Origin of the sequence: Sphingobium sp. DN12 (assembly GCF_051058005.1) — a bacterium.
Lineage (GTDB): Bacteria > Pseudomonadota > Alphaproteobacteria > Sphingomonadales > Sphingomonadaceae > Sphingobium > Sphingobium yanoikuyae.
In genome coordinates, this window is record NZ_CP173717.1 from 380,791 (window position 1) to 395,879 (window position 15,089).

The 15,089-nt window shown below is 65.9% G+C and carries 13 protein-coding genes; 8 read left to right on the forward strand and 5 right to left on the reverse strand.

The window, feature by feature from the left end:
• Positions 1-117: 117 nt before the first annotated feature.
• The gene (locus tag ACI6S0_RS01855) at positions 118-1,185 is read left to right on the forward strand and encodes a fatty acid desaturase family protein (protein ID WP_434404739.1); all 1,068 of its coding nucleotides are present in this window, start codon (positions 118-120) and stop codon (positions 1,183-1,185) included.
• A 498-nt stretch (positions 1,186-1,683) separates the two neighbouring features.
• Here ACI6S0_RS01855 and lptG read toward each other — a convergent pair whose 3' ends face one another.
• Positions 1,684-2,784: an LPS export ABC transporter permease LptG gene (gene lptG, locus ACI6S0_RS01860; RefSeq protein ID WP_004211023.1), complete on the reverse strand. Its 1,101-nt coding sequence runs from the start codon at positions 2,782-2,784 to the stop codon at positions 1,684-1,686.
• A 4-nt stretch (positions 2,785-2,788) separates the two neighbouring features.
• Positions 2,789-4,000 (reverse strand): LPS export ABC transporter permease LptF, encoded by a 1,212-nt coding sequence (gene lptF / locus ACI6S0_RS01865; RefSeq protein ID WP_004211025.1) that lies wholly within the window; start codon positions 3,998-4,000, stop codon positions 2,789-2,791.
• A gap of 137 nt (positions 4,001-4,137) precedes the next feature.
• Here lptF and ACI6S0_RS01870 point away from each other — a divergent pair, with 137 nt between their 5' ends.
• On the forward strand, positions 4,138-4,632 hold the full coding sequence (locus ACI6S0_RS01870; protein WP_010337967.1) for a DUF2141 domain-containing protein: 495 nt from the start codon (positions 4,138-4,140) through the stop codon (positions 4,630-4,632).
• Between the two features lie 7 nt (positions 4,633-4,639).
• Positions 4,640-5,605 carry an acylglycerol kinase family protein gene (locus tag ACI6S0_RS01875; RefSeq protein WP_004211028.1) on the forward strand — a complete coding sequence of 322 codons (966 nt, stop codon included), beginning with the start codon at positions 4,640-4,642 and terminating at the stop codon, positions 5,603-5,605.
• Between the two features lie 244 nt (positions 5,606-5,849).
• Here ACI6S0_RS01875 and ACI6S0_RS01880 read toward each other — a convergent pair whose 3' ends face one another.
• Positions 5,850-6,743, reverse strand: coding sequence for a diacylglycerol/lipid kinase family protein (locus ACI6S0_RS01880; RefSeq protein ID WP_434404740.1), 894 nt, complete (start codon positions 6,741-6,743; stop codon positions 5,850-5,852).
• A gap of 69 nt (positions 6,744-6,812) precedes the next feature.
• Here ACI6S0_RS01880 and ACI6S0_RS01885 point away from each other — a divergent pair, with 69 nt between their 5' ends.
• Positions 6,813-7,691, forward strand: a complete 879-nt coding sequence (locus ACI6S0_RS01885; RefSeq protein WP_434404741.1) for a metallophosphoesterase family protein — start codon at positions 6,813-6,815, stop codon at positions 7,689-7,691.
• 166 nt (positions 7,692-7,857) lie between these two features.
• Positions 7,858-9,639 (forward strand): diguanylate cyclase, encoded by a 1,782-nt coding sequence (locus ACI6S0_RS01890; RefSeq protein ID WP_099232367.1) that lies wholly within the window; start codon positions 7,858-7,860, stop codon positions 9,637-9,639.
• 185 nt (positions 9,640-9,824) lie between these two features.
• Here ACI6S0_RS01890 and ACI6S0_RS01895 read toward each other — a convergent pair whose 3' ends face one another.
• Positions 9,825-10,700, reverse strand: a complete 876-nt coding sequence (locus ACI6S0_RS01895) for a LysR family transcriptional regulator (RefSeq protein WP_434404742.1) — start codon at positions 10,698-10,700, stop codon at positions 9,825-9,827.
• A 97-nt stretch (positions 10,701-10,797) separates the two neighbouring features.
• Here ACI6S0_RS01895 and ACI6S0_RS01900 point away from each other — a divergent pair, with 97 nt between their 5' ends.
• Positions 10,798-11,727, forward strand: coding sequence for an AEC family transporter (locus tag ACI6S0_RS01900; RefSeq protein WP_434404743.1), 930 nt, complete (start codon positions 10,798-10,800; stop codon positions 11,725-11,727).
• A gap of 129 nt (positions 11,728-11,856) precedes the next feature.
• A complete protein-coding gene (locus tag ACI6S0_RS01905) occupies positions 11,857-13,434 on the forward strand; it encodes an EAL domain-containing protein (RefSeq protein ID WP_434404744.1) in 1,578 nt (525 codons plus the stop codon).
• A gap of 3 nt (positions 13,435-13,437) precedes the next feature.
• Here the strand turns inward: ACI6S0_RS01905 and ACI6S0_RS01910 are convergent, their stop codons facing one another.
• Entirely contained in the window at positions 13,438-14,298 is an 861-nt protein-coding gene (locus ACI6S0_RS01910; protein ID WP_434404745.1) for a class I SAM-dependent methyltransferase, read from the reverse strand.
• Between the two features lie 41 nt (positions 14,299-14,339).
• On the opposite strand from ACI6S0_RS01910, the gene ACI6S0_RS01915 reads away from it, so the two are divergent.
• The gene (locus ACI6S0_RS01915; protein WP_434404746.1) at positions 14,340-15,086 is read left to right on the forward strand and encodes a double zinc ribbon domain-containing protein; all 747 of its coding nucleotides are present in this window, start codon (positions 14,340-14,342) and stop codon (positions 15,084-15,086) included.
• Positions 15,087-15,089 lie beyond the last annotated feature (3 nt).

A 15,089-nucleotide genomic window follows, 5' to 3' on the forward strand; every position in this document is an offset into this window, starting at 1 on the left:
GGCCGGTGCGGCGCTTGAAAATGCGCTCTTTCGCGCATTTTCAAGCAGCCCAAACCGGGGTGAATATGTCACGTTGCTGCCACGATTGCAGCGCATTTGGAGTGTAGGGAAGGCAGCATGACTGTGCATGATCCCATTTTGGCCGCCGCGTCGCGCACGCGGTCGGCTATACCCGACGATACGAAGATGCTGCGCGCTGCCGCGGATCTGACGCGCACCCTGTCGACCGCGAACCCGGCCATCTACTGGCCGGACATGCTGGCGTCGGCGCTGATCGGCTATGGCGCGCTGGCCGGCGCGATTCTGGCCCAGAATGTGGCGATCGCGATCGGCTGTGCCCTGTTGTCGATGATGGCGCTCTATCGCGCGGCCAGCTTCATCCATGAGCTGACCCATATCCGCAAGGGCGTGCTGCCCGGCTTCCGCTTCGGCTGGAATCTGCTGGTCGGCATTCCGCTGATGATCCCGTCCTTCCTGTATGAAGGCGTGCATACCCAGCATCATGCCCGCACCCGTTATGGCACGGCGGAAGACCCGGAATATCTGCCGCTGGCGTTGATGAAGCCCTGGTCGCTGCCCTTGTTCATCGTGGTGGCCGCGCTGGCGCCGGTTGGCCTGATCCTGCGTTTCGGCGTGCTGACGCCGCTCAGCCTCCTCATCCCGCCGCTGCGGCGCAAGGTGGTGGCGGAGTTTTCGGCGCTGTCGATCAATCCCGCCTATCGCCGCCGCGCGCCTGAGGGCGATTTCGCCCGCATGTGGCATTGGCAGGAAGCGGGCGCCTGCCTGTTCGCGCTGGCGCTGGTCGGCAGCGTGTTCGCCTTCGGCTGGAAGCCTTTGCTCGTCTATATGGCGATCCATTCGGCGATGACCGTCATCAACCAGCTGCGCACGCTGGTCGCCCATCTGTGGGAGAATGAGGGCGAGGCGATGACCGTGACGGCGCAATATCTGGATTCGGTCAATGTGCCGCCGCCCGGCACGCTGCCCGAACTGTGGGCGCCGGTCGGCCTGCGCTATCATGCGTTGCATCACCTGCTGCCGAGCGTGCCCTATCATAATCTGGCGGCCGCGCATCGGCAGCTGATGGCGACGCTCGACATCGACTCGCCCTATCGCCAGGGCAATTACACCGGCATGTTCCCGCTGGTCGCCAAGATCGCCCGGAGCACGATGCACGCGCGCTGATCGCGGTGGATCGGGACAGGAAAGAAGGCCGGTGAAAACGCCGGCCTTTTTTTGTGGGTGGACGGGGGAGGCGGGTTGCGCGGCGACCGTGGGGCGACGCTTTTGCTGCGATCAGGTGGTCGTGATTTAACTGGCAAAGGGCGTGATCGGACCTGGCTTCCAAATCAGGGAATGTCCGAGCAGGAAAGCTGCGCACCGGGGACGGCGGGAAGCGACCAAGAACCGCCCATCCCATCATCGTCACCCTGAACTTGTTTCAGGGTCCATTCCTCCCAATAGACCAATGGTTTGTTAGGCTTGATGGATGCTGAAACAAGTTCAGCATGACGTTGGTGGGATGGCCGTAAGCCACCCTGACTTCGTCGCCCCAGCGAAGGCTGGGGGCTCTGGCGGTGGTAGAAGGGGGGCGGCCGTCTCGCTATTCGTTGATATGGCGTTCGCATGCCTGAGATGCCAGCCTTCGCTGGCATGACGGGATTTGCCAGCCCTTAACCACGCTTATTCCTCGGTTCTGAATAGCACCGTCTCGCCGAGCAGCAGGAAGAGGAGGAAGGGCGCCCAGGCGGCGAGAATGGGGGGGTAGGCGCCCAGATTGCCCATGGCGAGCGAGAAATTGTCGGCGACGAAATAGGCGAAGCCCAGCGCCATGCCCATCACCGCGCGCAGGAAGAGCTGGCCCGAGCGGGCGAGGCCGAAGGCGGCGACGGAGCCGAGGATCGGCATCAGCACGGCCGAGAGCGGCCCGGACAGCTTGTGCCACAGGCTGCCTTCCAGTTCCGCGGTCGGTCGCCCGGCATCGTGCAGGTCGCCGATCGCCGCCTGCAACTCGCTGAAGGTGAGGGCGTCGGGATCGACCTTGGCCAGGGTGAACTGGTCGGGACGGATGTCGCTGCCGAAGCGCACGGTGCCGACATTCTGGAGCGTGCCGCGGGCGACGTCGAACTGGCGCGCGCCTTCCAGCACCCAGCTCTTGCTGGCGGCGTCATAATGGCCCTTGGGCGCGGTGATGATGGTGGTGAGGCTGTTGTTGATGCGGTTGAAGATCTCGACCTTGCGCAACTGCACGTCCTGGCCATGGCCCGCGACGATCGCCGCGGTGACGAGATTATTGCCGTCACGCACCCAGGGATTGGTCTTGATGCCGCTGTCCGCGGGCACCGGGCCGAAGTCGACCGCCTGCCAGGCGCTGAGCATCGCGGTCGAGCGGGCAACGATCCGTTCGTTGAAGGCGTAGCTGAGGACCGAGACGCCGAGCGCGGCGGCGATCAGCGGGGCGAGGATCTGCTGGGCGGAGAGGCCCGCCGCCTTCATCGCGATGATCTCGCTATTCTGGTTGAGCGTCGCCAGCATGATGAGGGTGCCGAGCAGCACCGAGAAGGGCAGGAAGCGGGCTACGATCTGGGGCGCGCGCAGGCCGACATAATGCCAGAGTTGCGCATCGCCATTGCCCGGATAGGCGAGGATGTCGCCCGAATTGCCGAGCAGGTCGAGCATCTGGAGCACGACCACCAGCATGGCCAGCACGGCGAGCGTGCGGGTCAGGAACAGCCGCACCATGTACCAGCTGACCTGGCGCGAGGGGAAGAAATCGAACTGCATGGGGTCAGGCTGCTCCTTGCGCCGGCTCGCCGCGCCGCGTCACGAAGCGGAGCAGGCGGCCGATCTGCTTGCCGAGCTTGGCGAAGGCATATTCCAGCGCCGCGATAGGCTGTCCGCCGGGGCGGTGGGCGATGACATGATACATCCAGAAGATCAGCCCGGACGCCAGCAGGAACGGCCCCCATAGCGCGATGATCGGGTCGATCTTGCCCAGCGAACCGATGCTTTCGCCATATTGGTTGATCTTGTGATAGGTGACGATGAAGACGATCGAGAGGAACACGCCGAGCGCCGAGGTCGAGCGCTTGGGCGGGATCGCGAAGGCGAGCGCGGCCATCGGCAGCAGCATCATCATCACCACTTCGACCATGCGGAAGTGGAAGTTGGAGCGGACCTCGTTGCGCAACTTGGTCGGCGTGGCGGGATCACGCCCCATCGAGAAGAGTTCGGGCAGGGTCTTTTCCCGGTCGACGTCGCGGCCGCGGAAATTCTCGATCTGCGGCAGGTCGATCGGCAGATCGTGGCTGGAGAAGGAGAGGATGCGCGGCGTCTTGTACTTGGGCGCGTCGTTCACCAGCACGCCGTCGCGCAGGCGGAAGATGATGGTGTCGGGATCGTCGGTGGCGAGGAAGGCGCCCTGGGCAGCCGTGACCGCGACCGACTGGCCATCCTTGCCGACGGCGCGGACGAAGATGCCGCGCAGGTTGCGTCCTTCGTCCAGGCTGCGTTCGATCCGCAGGGTCATGCGCTTGCCCAGGCTGGTGAACTCGCCGACCTTGATCGACGCGCCCAGAGCGCCCGAGCGCAGTTCGAAGCGCAGCGCTTCATAGGCGTGGCGGGACAAGGGCTGGACCCAGCCGACGATGCCGAGGTTGAGCAGGGCGAGGGCGAAGGCGAACATGTAGGGGACGCGCAGCAGCCGGCCATAGGAGAGGCCGACGGCGCGCATCACGTCGAGTTCGGACGAGGTGGCAAGCTTGCGGAAGGCGAGCAGGATGCCGAGCATCAGCCCGATCGGAATGCCGAGCGAGAGATATTCGGGCAGCATGTTGGCGAGCATGCGCCACACGACGCTGACGGGGCCGCCTTCGGCCGCGACAAAATCGAACAGGCTCAACATCTTGTCGAGCACCAGCAGCATCGCGGCGATCACCAGCGTGCCAAGCAATGGCAGCGCGATCAGGCGGGCGAGATATCGGTCGATGGCAGTCAGCATTTCTCTATGTCGTCGTCCCATCACCATGTTTTGGCCGCAAACCCCGCCCATATGCGAGTCAGCTAATAAAAGAGTCGCGGGGCGAACAGGGGCTCGCCGTCCGATCACATCGGGCGGCTATAGCTTCCAGGAGTCTGATGGTCATGTTGAAAGTTGCAATGGGTCTGATGCCGGTGGCGGTTCTGTTGGCCGCAACGCCTGCCTTGGCCCATGGTCAGGAAATCACGAACGATCTGTCCCGTTGCGCCGCGTCGGCCAAGGGGCCGGCGGTGCTGGTCGATGTGCGCGGCTTTGCCGAGGCGACCGGCCGCGTGCGCATGCAGTCCTATCACGCCACCAAGGCGAGCTGGCTGACCAAGGGCGAATGGCTGAACCGGATCGACACCGTGGTCCGCCCGTCCGAAGGCGGCATGCGATTCTGCATGCCGATCCCGGAGCCGGGCAAATATGGCATCGCCGTGCGCCATGACCGGGACGGCAATGGCAAGACCGACATTTCGCGGGATGGCGGCGGCTTTTCGAACAATCCGTCGATCAACATCTTCAATCTGGGCAAGCCGTCGGTCGACAAGGCCGCCTTCTATGCTGGACCGGGCGTGACCCGGATCACCATCAACCTCAAATATATGTAAGGTCGTCATGGTTCGCGTCGCGCTCCTGTCCAATCCCAAGTCCACGGGCAACCGGCAGACCCTGCCGCGCGTGCGCAGCTATTGTGCCAACAACCCGGACATCTTCCATTATGAGGTCGAGCATGTCGACCAGATCGGCCGCGCGCTGCAGACGATTGCGCGGGTCGATCCGGCCGTCATCGTCATCAATGGCGGCGACGGGACGGTGCAGGCGGCGCTGACCGAACTCTATCAGGGCGAGCATTTCTGCGGTCGGGTGCCGCCGATCGCGGTGCTGCCCAATGGCAAGACCAACCTGATCGCGCTGGACCTGGGCATTCATGGCGATCCGATCAAGGCGCTGGAGCGGATCGTCGAGATCGCCAAGTCGGGGCTGGGCGACCATGTCGTGCAGCGCGAACTGATCGCGCTGACCGACGGGCAGACGACCCGTCCGGTGCTGGGCATGTTCCTGGGCGGTGCGGGCCTGGCCGACTATATCCTCTATTGCCGGGACAAGATCTATCCGCTGGGCCTGTCCAACGGATTCAGCCATTTCCTGACTGCGCTCGCCGTGCTGGCGTCGCTGGTTTTCGGTATTCGTGCCCGATTCCTGCCACAATCCAGCCACCCGGTCAGCATCTCGCTGATGCGCGAGGGGCAGTTGGCGGGGCGCTTTTCGGTCCTGATCGTGACCACGCTGGAGCGGTTGCTGCTCGGCGTCGATCCGGGTGACAGCCGCCGTGGCAACATGAAGCTGATGGCGGTCGACCAGAGCGTGTCGGCGCTGCTGCGCCTGGTGTGGGCCAGCGTCTTCCGCCGGATGGGCAAGCAGCAGATGCAGGGCATCCATCTGGAGCAGGGCGACACGATCCGCATCGAGGGTGCGCAGAGCAGCGTGATCCTGGACGGCGAAATCTTCCGCGCGTCGGAAGGCAAGCCGATCCTGCTGCGTTCGACCGAACCGGTGCCCTTCCTGCGCCTGGCCGCCTGAGATCGGCCGAGCAGGGCTGTTTCGGTGCCCGCTGAATGGTTGAGATGGGTGGGAACAAGACATTCCTTCCCGTCACGGGGAGGGGGACCGCTCGCGTAGCGAGTGGTGGAGGGGCACAGGCCGGATAGCTCAGCGCTAAGAGGCTCCTGCCCCTCCGTCAGCGCTTCGCGCTGCCACCTCCCCGTGCCGGGGAGGAATGTCCACTTCTGATCGTTTCTCGACAATCTGGACTGGCCCTCGCCACCTAGTCGCGTGGCACCGCCACATCGACGGCGCCGGGGGCGATCTTTACCGTGACGGGGGTTTTTGCCAGCACTTCGCCGTCGATCGATATCTTCTGTGGCGGGTGGCAGGCGAGTCTGAACTGGCGGCCGTGAAATTCCTCCGTATGGGCGTTGCGGTCGCGCAGCTTGAAGAATTTGGCATACCAGTCCCAGGCAAGGCGCGGCTTGGAGCGGCCGACGACGGCCTGGATCACGATCTCGCCGGTATCGACGGCAGCATGGTCCGATAGCTCGACCCCGCCATGATAGGGGCCGTTGAGGATGCGCACCTCGGTCGACCACAGGCGCCGTTCCTTGACGCCGTCGTCGATGGTCAGACGGAAGGCGCGGAAGCCGACCGAGCATTTGACCGCCCAGAGCAGATAGCCGATGCGGCCGAGATAGCGTTTGAGCTTGTGCGGCACGGTCTGGCCGATCATCGGCGACAGGCCCAATGAGGCGGCGTTCACGAAATAGTCGCGATCGATCATGCCGAGGTCCACGCGGCGGCGCTGGCCGGTGGCGATGGCGCGGACCGCGCCGTCGAGGTCGAGCGGCAGGCCCAATGTGCGGGCGAAGCTGTTGGCGGTGCCGAGTGGAAGCACGCCGAACACGCAATCCTTGCCGACCAGTTCGTCGACCGTGCCCGACATGGAGCCATCGCCGCCGCCGACGATGACCATCGGCGCGCCGCTTTCCACCGCCTGACGGACGGTGGCGGCCATCTGTTCGGGATCGTCGACCGCATGGGCGGCGATCAGCTCGACGCCGGCGGCTTCGAGCTTTTCCCTTGCCTGATTGAAATTGTCCTGGCCGCGTCGGCTATGGGCGTTGACGACGAGGATCGCCTGCCGGGGGAGCGTTTTCGTTTCCATGCCGCAATAACACCGTGCGGCGATTTCGGGTCCATCGGAAACGAATAGCGATGGATTCGTTGGGGAGGCATGGCCCGTATCGCCCATCTGTCCGACATTCATTTCGGCGCGCATGATCCGCGCATCGTCGACGCCGCCACCGCCTGGCTGGAGGAACGCCGGCCCGACCTGGTCGTCATCAGCGGCGACCTGACCCAGCGGGCGCGGGTGGAGCAGTTCAGGGCGGCGGCAGCCTGGCTCAATCGCCTGCGCGCGGCGGGGCTGAAGATCCTAGTGATCCCCGGCAATCATGACGTGCCGCTGTTCGACGTGGTGCGCCGCTTCGCCCGGCCGCTGGCGCGCTACAAACGCTATATCAGCCGCGATCTCTGTCCCTTCTACGAGGATGACGAGGTCGCGATACTGGGCCTCAACACCGCCCGGTCGCTGACGATCAAGGACGGGCGGATCAACCATGACCAGATGGACCGGCTGCGCGAGAGTTTCGCGCAGGTCGCGCCGGCCAAGACCCGCATCCTGGTGACCCATCATCCGCTGTTCGCCATGCCGATCGGCCGGGGCGGGGAGTTGAGCGAGGCGGTGGGGCGGCATGAGGATGCGGTGCAGGCGGCGTGCGAGGCGGGGGTGCATGTCGCGCTGGCCGGGCATTTTCACCGCACCTATGCGGAGGCCGCGCAGAAGATGGTGGCGCATAGCGGCGGGGCGCTGGTGATCCAGGCGGGGACGGCGACATCGACCCGGCTGCGCAATGCGGAGCCGCAAAGCTTCAACTGGCTGCATGTCCGGCGCAACAATGCGATCGAACTGCAGGTGATCGTCTGGGATGGCAACGCGTTTCGCCGGGCCAGTCATGTCGATTATGTGCGGGAAGGCGAGGCGTGGACGGGACGGGACGTGATCGACCCGCCGACGATTGGCAGCCTGGCTGTGCTACAAGGGGCAGGCTGAGGCAGGAGTCTTCGATCGGTCGCAATTCTCCCTAAAAAACAATGATTCATGTTGCATCGGCGAAGCGATTGACCAAAGGCGATGGGCTTGCGGACCCAGGGAGTGTCAGTTGGTCGGATCATTGTCCCATCGGATTGTGGTGCTGTGCGGCATATTGTGCGTGGTGATGGTGCTGCTCGCCGGGCTGTTGCTCGACGGGTCAGCGCAGATGCGCGGCAGCCTGGGCTGGGTGACCCATTCCTCGCAGGTGCTCAAGACCGCGAACCGGACGCTGGGCCATCTGCAAGAAGCGGAGTCGGGACAGCGCGGCTATGTGCTGACTCGCAACCCCGAATTTGCCGAGACCGTCGCCGCCGAGATCGCCGCCGCCAAGCATGATGCCGCCGCGCTGGTCAGGCTGACGGCCGACAATCCGCCGCAGAATGAACGGGCGCAGCAGGTGCGCGCGCTGGTGACGGAACGGGCCGCGAGCCTGGAGAAATCGGCGGCCATGACCCGCGCGGGCGACTTTGCCGGGGCGCAGGCATCGACTGCGACCGGACGCGGCCGCTATCTTATGCTGATGGTCGAGGCGCGGGTCGGCGATCTGCTGGCCGAGGAGCGTTCGCTGTCGGTCGAGCGCATGGGCGCGGTGGAACGGCGGCTCAACTATATTCGCTGGCTGGTGCTGCTGGGCACGCCGCTGACGGTGGCGATCATCGTCATCATGGGCGTTGCGCTGATCCGCGGCATTCGTCGTCCGGTCGATGCGATGATGACGGTGATGGGCAAGCTGGGCGCGGGCGACCGCAGCGCGCGCATCGATGTCGAGATGCGGTCGAGCGAGTTCGAGCGGCTGGCCGGCGGCTATAATGAAATGGCGCGCGAGCTGGAGGCGGCGGTCGCCGACCAGGTGGACAGCGAGGGGCGGCTGAAGATCGCCAACCAGGAACTGAGCGCCAATGCGCAGGTGCTGCGCGAACGCGGCGAGGTGATCGAACTGCTGGGCGGCATGGCCCACCGGATGCAGGCGGCCCGCACCGACGAGGAACTGGCGTCGATCATCCGGGTGTTCGTGCCGCGCGTGCTGCCCGATATTCCCGGCGCCCTCTATGCCCATAATAATTCCCGCAACCTGCTGGTGCCGATCGCGGCCTGGGGCGGGCTGGAGGTCGAGCAGGCGGGCTTCGCGCCCGACCAGTGCTGGGCGCTGCGACGCGGGCAGAGCCATTATGTGACCGAGCAGGGGTCGGACATCGTCTGTGCCCATGTCGGGGCCGAGGCGGACCATTATCATTGCGAACCGCTGCTGGCCGGCGGCGAGGTGATCGGCGTGCTGTACCTGCGCGGCGTGGTGGGGGCCGAGAACCGGTTCCGCCTGACCGTGCTGACCGAGAATATCGCGTCGGCCCTGGTCAACCATCGCCTGCAGCGCGGCCTGCGCGAACAGACGATCCGCGATCCGCTGACCAGCCTGTTCAACCGCCGCTACATGGAAGAGACGCTGGCGCTGGAGATTGCGCGGGCGACGCGCACCGGCAGCCCGCTGAGCCTGGTCATGTGCGACGTCGACCATTTCAAGCGCTTCAACGACGAGTTCGGCCATGAGGCGGGCGACGCGGTGTTGCAGGCGGTCGCGACCGAAATGCGCAGCCGCTTCCGTGACGGTGACGTCGTCTGCCGCTTTGGCGGCGAGGAGTTCACCATCATTGCGCCGGGCACATCGGCTGTGGTGCTGGCCGACCGGGTGGAGATCGTCCGCCAGGCGATCAGCGAGCTGATGGTCAACCAGGGTGGGCGCACGCTGGGGTCGACGACCATGTCCTTCGGCGTCGCGACCTGGGAAGAGAGCATGGAGCGCGACGGCTCGACACTGATCAAGGCGGCCGATGCCGCGCTCTATCGCGCCAAGCGCGAGGGGCGGAACCGGGTGGTGCTGGACGCGCGGGCGGAAGCGCTGTCAGCCTGACCGAGGTGGCCTGAAAGGGGCGGCGGAAAATAGGAAAATCGCCGCTTAACTTCGCATATTTCCCGCACATTTCGACATTTTATGTCGATGGTTGGAAATTTCCTTGCGTCGTGCTGCTTGCCTGACTTGAGAAAGAGCCGGGCGCGATCATGGCAGTTCGGCGCGCTGTAGGACAGCGGGCCGTTTCATGCGGGCTGGAGGCTGTCGGCGATCGCGCGCAGATGGGCGAGCGCCGGATTGCGGGTGTCGGGGCGGACCATCAACAGTTGCTCGACCATCGGCGCGTCGATCAGCGGCACGAAGCGTACGCTGGTCATGGCGAGGCGCCGCAGCGATTCCGGCACGATCGCGACGCCCAGCCCTTCGCCAACCAGGCTGACGATCGTCTGCTGCAACTGGGTTTCGAGCAATATGGCGGGTGGCGCGGCCAGCCAGCCCAGGATCGCGCGGCGCAGCGTGGGCGTCACATCCGCGGGCGAGAGGATGAAGCGTTCGCCGGCCAACTGGCCGGGGGTGAGGGCGCTGGCACTGGCCAGATGATGGTCCGACGGGACGACGGCGGCGAGCGGCTCGCGATAGAGCGGGCTGGTGGCGAGGCCGCGCCGGGCACCGGGATCGAAGCCGATGGCAGCGTCGAAGCGCCCCTCCATCACGCCGTCGGCCAGTATCATCGGCAGCGTTTCGCGCAGGTGCAGCGTCACGTCGGGATGGGCGGTGGCGAAACGGCGGGTGAGCAGGGGCACGCTGCTATAGGCGGCGTGCATCATGAAGCCGATCGTCAGTTCGCCAAGATCGCCGGACTGCCAGGCGCGGGCATCGCGACAGGCGCGGTCGAGCGCGGCGATGATCTGCCGGGCATCTTCCAGGAAGCGGGCGCCGGCCGGGGTCAGCACGGCGCGGCGGGAATGGCGCTCGATCAGGCGGACGCCCAGTTCCTGTTCCAGCGCAGCCACCTGACGACTGAGCGGGGGCTGGGTGACATGCAGCCGTTCGGCCGCGCGGCCAAAATGCAGCGTTTCGGCGACAGCGACGAAATAGCGGAGCTGGCGAATATCGATCATACGGAAACAGTATCAATCATTCCATGCAATGGCATTGGTATGCATCGATCTGGCGGCGTAGGCGAGCGCTGTTTCCGCTGTCCCGAAAGTCCGTCCGATGTTGTCCGTGCTGCTGATCGTCCTGCCCATCTTCGCGCTGATCGGGGCGGGATGGATTGCCCGCAAGAGCGGCGTGCTGGGGCCGCATGCGACCGGCGAGATCAATCGCTTCGTGGTGTGGCTGGCGCTGCCGGCGCTGCTGTTCGACATTGTCGCCAAGGCGCGATGGAGCGACATCTGGCAGCCCGGCTTCATCGCCGTCTTCGGCATCGGCGCAGCGCTGAGCTTTGGCGCGACGCTGGTGCTGCGGCGACGCGGGGGACGGCATCTGGCGGATGCGACGGTCGATGGACTGAACGCAGGCTATGCCAATACCGGCTTCATCGGCTTTCCGCTGGCGGCGACGATATTGGGGCCGGCATCGCTGGCGCCGACCCTGGTGGCGACGATCATTACCGTCTGTGTGCTGTTTGCCGTGGCGCTGATCCTGATCGAGATCGGGATGCAGAGCGAGCGACGGCCGGGGCATATGATGGCCAAGGTCGCACGGTCGCTGGCGACCAATCCGCTGCTGGTGGCGCCGCTGGTCGGAGGGCTGTTCCTGGCCTTTGCCATTCCGCTGCCGGCGCCGCTCGACAAGTTCCTGGCGCTGCTGGGCGGCGCGGCGTCGCCCTGTGCGCTGGTCGCGCTGGGCCTGTTCATTGCCGAGAAGCGGGAGGGCGCGCCGCCGCCGGCGGGTGCGGTGGGGTTTCTGGTCGGCATGAAATTGCTGGCGCAGCCGCTGCTGACCGGGGCGCTGGCGCTGATCTTCCGCCTGCCGCCGGTGCTGACGGCGACGGCGGTGCTGATGGCGGCGCTGCCGACCGGCACCGGCCCGTTCATGGTCGCCGAATTCTATGGCCGGGAAGCGGGCATCACTGCGCGGGTGGTGCTGGTGTCCACCATCGCCTCGCTGGCGACCATCACCCTCTATCTGAGCCTGCGCTGAGCATCAGGGCGACAGGGCGTTGCGCTTTCGCGCGCAAGGACAGGCCGTTAACAAAATAAATACTCGTCTTTGCTCTGCTGACGGCGCAGGTTTTGCTGCTCCGATGGCGAATGAAGATGGGGGCCGGACTTGCGGCGACGGATCATTATCTTTCTGGCCCTGATGCTGGCGATATTGGCGATCGTCATTCCACTGGCACTGACCGTCCATTTTTCGCGCGAGCGGGCGATCGCTGCCGAGCGCGCGCATATGCAGGAATATGCCAACTGGACGCTGCTGCGCGCCGAACAGGTGCTGACCGACGCCAAGGATGTGCTGGCGCAGGTCGGCAAGGGCGATTGTTCCGTCGGTCATATCGAGCGGATGCGCCAGTTGGCGATCGACAGCGGGGCGGTGGAGGAAGTGGGCCATTATGATGGCGATCGGCTGGCCTGCACCGGTTGGGGCAAGGTGCCGGCGGATGTCGTCATCGGGCGCGGGACGCCTTCGGCGACGCTGGCGGGCGGTTATGCGCTTCATCTGCATGTTAAGCCGCGCATCAGCCATGCCCGCGAGGTGATGGTGCTGGGCTATCGCGACCATAATGTGCTGATCCTGCCGCAGCGGCTGGTCGATGTCTTGTCCGACAGCCACATGATCCTGGGCATCGCGACGCGGCAGGGGACGCTGATCGCCATTACCGGGCGGGCCAATGACGGGCTGGTGGGACAATTGAGCCGGCAGGCGATGACCGGGATGGACGATACGGACATCTATGCATCGGTGCAGCGCGGCGACCTGACCGCCTTTGCCATTGCCGATCGCAGCGCCATCGATGCGAAGCTGGGCAGCGAGATGCGCCTGCTGTTGCCGATCGGGCTGGTGGCGTCCGCGATCCTGATGCTGCTGATCCTGTGGGTGTCGCGCCAGCGCCTGTCGCCGGAAAAGGAACTGAAGCTGGCCATCCGCAAGCGCGAGTTCCAGGTCCATTATCAGCCGCTGATCGAGCTTGCGACCGGCTATTGCGTGGGCGCCGAGGCGCTGGTGCGGTGGCGGCGGCCCGATGGCCGGTGGATAGCACCCGACCTGTTCATCCCGCTGGCCGAACAGAGCGGGCTGATCCTGGACATTACCGACCATGTGATCGAGCAGGTGGTGGCGGACCTGCACGCCATGCTGCTGGCCGAACAGCAGGTGCATGTGGCGATCAACATCTCCGCGCGCGACCTGGAAAGCGGCCGCTTCCTGGACGTGCTGAAGCGCGAGATTGCCAAGGCCGGCATCGCGCCGGGCCAGATCTGGCTGGAAGTGACCGAGCGCAGCCTGATCAACCCGGACACGGCCCGCGCGACCATCGCCCGCGCGCGCGATGCCGGGCATCTGATGGCGATCGACGATTTCGGCACCGGCTATTCCAGCCTGTCGCTGCTGGAAACATTGCCGCTCGACGCGCTCAAGATCGACAAATGCTTCATCGATGCGATCGGCCGGGATGCGGCGGCCAGCGTGGTCACGCCCCATATCATCGGCATGGGGCGTGCGCTGAAGCTGAACCTGATCGCCGAAGGGGTGGAGACGCGCGAACAGGATGCCTATGTCCGCAAGGCCGGCGTCCAGTTCGCGCAGGGCTGGTATTATGCCAAGGCGCTGCCGGCGGACGAGTTCATGGCCTTCTATCGCGACTATAACCGGGGCAAGCGATCCCGCTTCCTGAGCGTCGCGGCCTGAGGATCAGTCCTTGCCCTTGAGCGCGGCGGCGAGCGAGACGGTGGCGCTGCCGCGGCGGGCGGGGGCGGCCTGGCTGGCGTCGGGCTTCCAGCCGGACAGATAGATGAGCGCCATCTGTTCGGCGATGCGGCCGTCGGGATCGGCAGCGTTGGCGAAATGGGCGGCGGCGCGCATCAGCACATCACGCGACAGGGCCGGGGGGCGGGTGGCGAGCGCATTGCCCGCGCCCATGCCGCGCAGATCATGCATCAGCCGGACGATGTCGCCATAGCGGATATTGAGCGTCTCGCCATCGGCGACCGGCATGGCGAAGCCGGCGCGGCTCAGCAGATCGCCGGCCGAGCGGACATCGACCTGGGGATGGACATGCTGGCCGGGCCGGTTGCCCTCGGCCGCGAGCAGGGCGGATTTGAGGCGGGCCAGGCTGCCTGCGCCGGCAAAGGCGGCGAGCATCAGACCGTCGGGCCGCAGCACGCGGCGCATCAGGATCAGCGCGCCGGGCAGATCATTGACGCTGTCGAGCGTGCCGCAGGCGATGACCAGGTCGAAACTATTATCGGCAAAGGGCAGGGCATCCTCGTCCGCTTGCACGCCGCCGGCCCGTTGCGCGGCGAGGAAGCCGGGATCGGCGCAGGCGACGCGCTTGCCCATGGCTTCGAGCGCGGCCTTCGCGCTGCCATCCGGGCAGCCGATCAGCAGCACTTCGGGTAGGTCGCGCTGCACATCGGCCAGCCGTTCGAGCAGTTCGTCCAGCATCGCGCGGTGGAGGAAGTCGTGATCGGCAAAGGCGCCGAGCATCCGGTCGCGGTGGCGGGCGCGCAGGGCGCGGTCGAAAATGTCGGGGCGGGTTTCGGGGGCGGTCATGGCGGGCCTTGTGCATCGGGGACGAAGCGGGGACAAGGCAGATGATGTCGCTGGTCCCGCTTCTCAAGACCGTGATGCGTCCGGTCATGGATTATGCCCTTCCGCCCCGCTGCCCCGGTTGCGGCGCGATCGTCGGCGCGGATCATGGTTTCTGCCTGGATTGCTGGAGCGGGATGTGGTTTCTGGGGCCGCCCTGCTGCGCGCGCTGCGGCCTGCCGTTCGCGCATGAGATGGGCGAGGGCGCGGCCTGTGGCGCATGCCTGGCCCAGCCGCCGCCGTTCGACAGTGCGCGGGCGGTGCTGGCCTATGGCGATGTCGCGCGGACGGTTGCGCTGCGCTTGAAATATGGGCGGCGGATCGGCCTGGCCCGGCTGGTGGCGGGGCAGATGCTGCGCCATGTGCGGCCGGAGATGGAGGACGCGCTGATCGTGCCGGTGCCGCTGCATCGCTGGCGGCTGTGGGGGCGGGGCTTCAACCAGTCGGCGCTGATCGCCGATCATCTGGGGCGGCTGACGGGGCTGGCGGTGGACAAGCATGGCTTGCGCCGGGTGAAGCGGACGCAGCCGCTGCGGGGGATGAACCCCAAGCAGCGGGCGCAGGCGGTGCGCGGCGCCTTTGCACTGGGGCCGGACCATAAGCTGGCCGGGCGGGTGATATGGCTGGTCGACGATGTCCATACCAGCGGGGCGACGGCGGCGGCCTGCGCCAAGCTGCTGAAGGCCGGCGGCGCGCGCGAGGTGCATCTGCTGTGCTGGGCGCGGGCGTTACCCAGAACTGGCGACGATTGACAA

Bases quoted from the DNA above. Each gene is read 5' to 3' on its own strand.
- ACI6S0_RS01855 (WP_434404739.1), top strand. From the start codon at position 118: ATGACTGTGCATGATCCCATTTTGGCCGCCGCGTCGCGCACGCGGTCG.
- lptG (WP_004211023.1), bottom strand. From the start codon at position 2,784: ATGCAGTTCGATTTCTTCCCCTCGCGCCAGGTCAGCTGGTACATGGTG.
- lptF (WP_004211025.1), bottom strand. From the start codon at position 4,000: ATGCTGACTGCCATCGACCGATATCTCGCCCGCCTGATCGCGCTGCCA.
- ACI6S0_RS01870 (WP_010337967.1), top strand. From the start codon at position 4,138: ATGGTCATGTTGAAAGTTGCAATGGGTCTGATGCCGGTGGCGGTTCTG.
- ACI6S0_RS01875 (WP_004211028.1), top strand. From the start codon at position 4,640: ATGGTTCGCGTCGCGCTCCTGTCCAATCCCAAGTCCACGGGCAACCGG.
- ACI6S0_RS01880 (WP_434404740.1), bottom strand. From the start codon at position 6,743: ATGGAAACGAAAACGCTCCCCCGGCAGGCGATCCTCGTCGTCAACGCC.
- ACI6S0_RS01885 (WP_434404741.1), top strand. From the start codon at position 6,813: ATGGCCCGTATCGCCCATCTGTCCGACATTCATTTCGGCGCGCATGAT.
- ACI6S0_RS01890 (WP_099232367.1), top strand. From the start codon at position 7,858: ATGGTGCTGCTCGCCGGGCTGTTGCTCGACGGGTCAGCGCAGATGCGC.
- ACI6S0_RS01895 (WP_434404742.1), bottom strand. From the start codon at position 10,700: ATGATCGATATTCGCCAGCTCCGCTATTTCGTCGCTGTCGCCGAAACG.
- ACI6S0_RS01900 (WP_434404743.1), top strand. From the start codon at position 10,798: ATGTTGTCCGTGCTGCTGATCGTCCTGCCCATCTTCGCGCTGATCGGG.
- ACI6S0_RS01910 (WP_434404745.1), bottom strand. From the start codon at position 14,298: ATGACCGCCCCCGAAACCCGCCCCGACATTTTCGACCGCGCCCTGCGC.
- ACI6S0_RS01915 (WP_434404746.1), top strand. From the start codon at position 14,340: ATGATGTCGCTGGTCCCGCTTCTCAAGACCGTGATGCGTCCGGTCATG.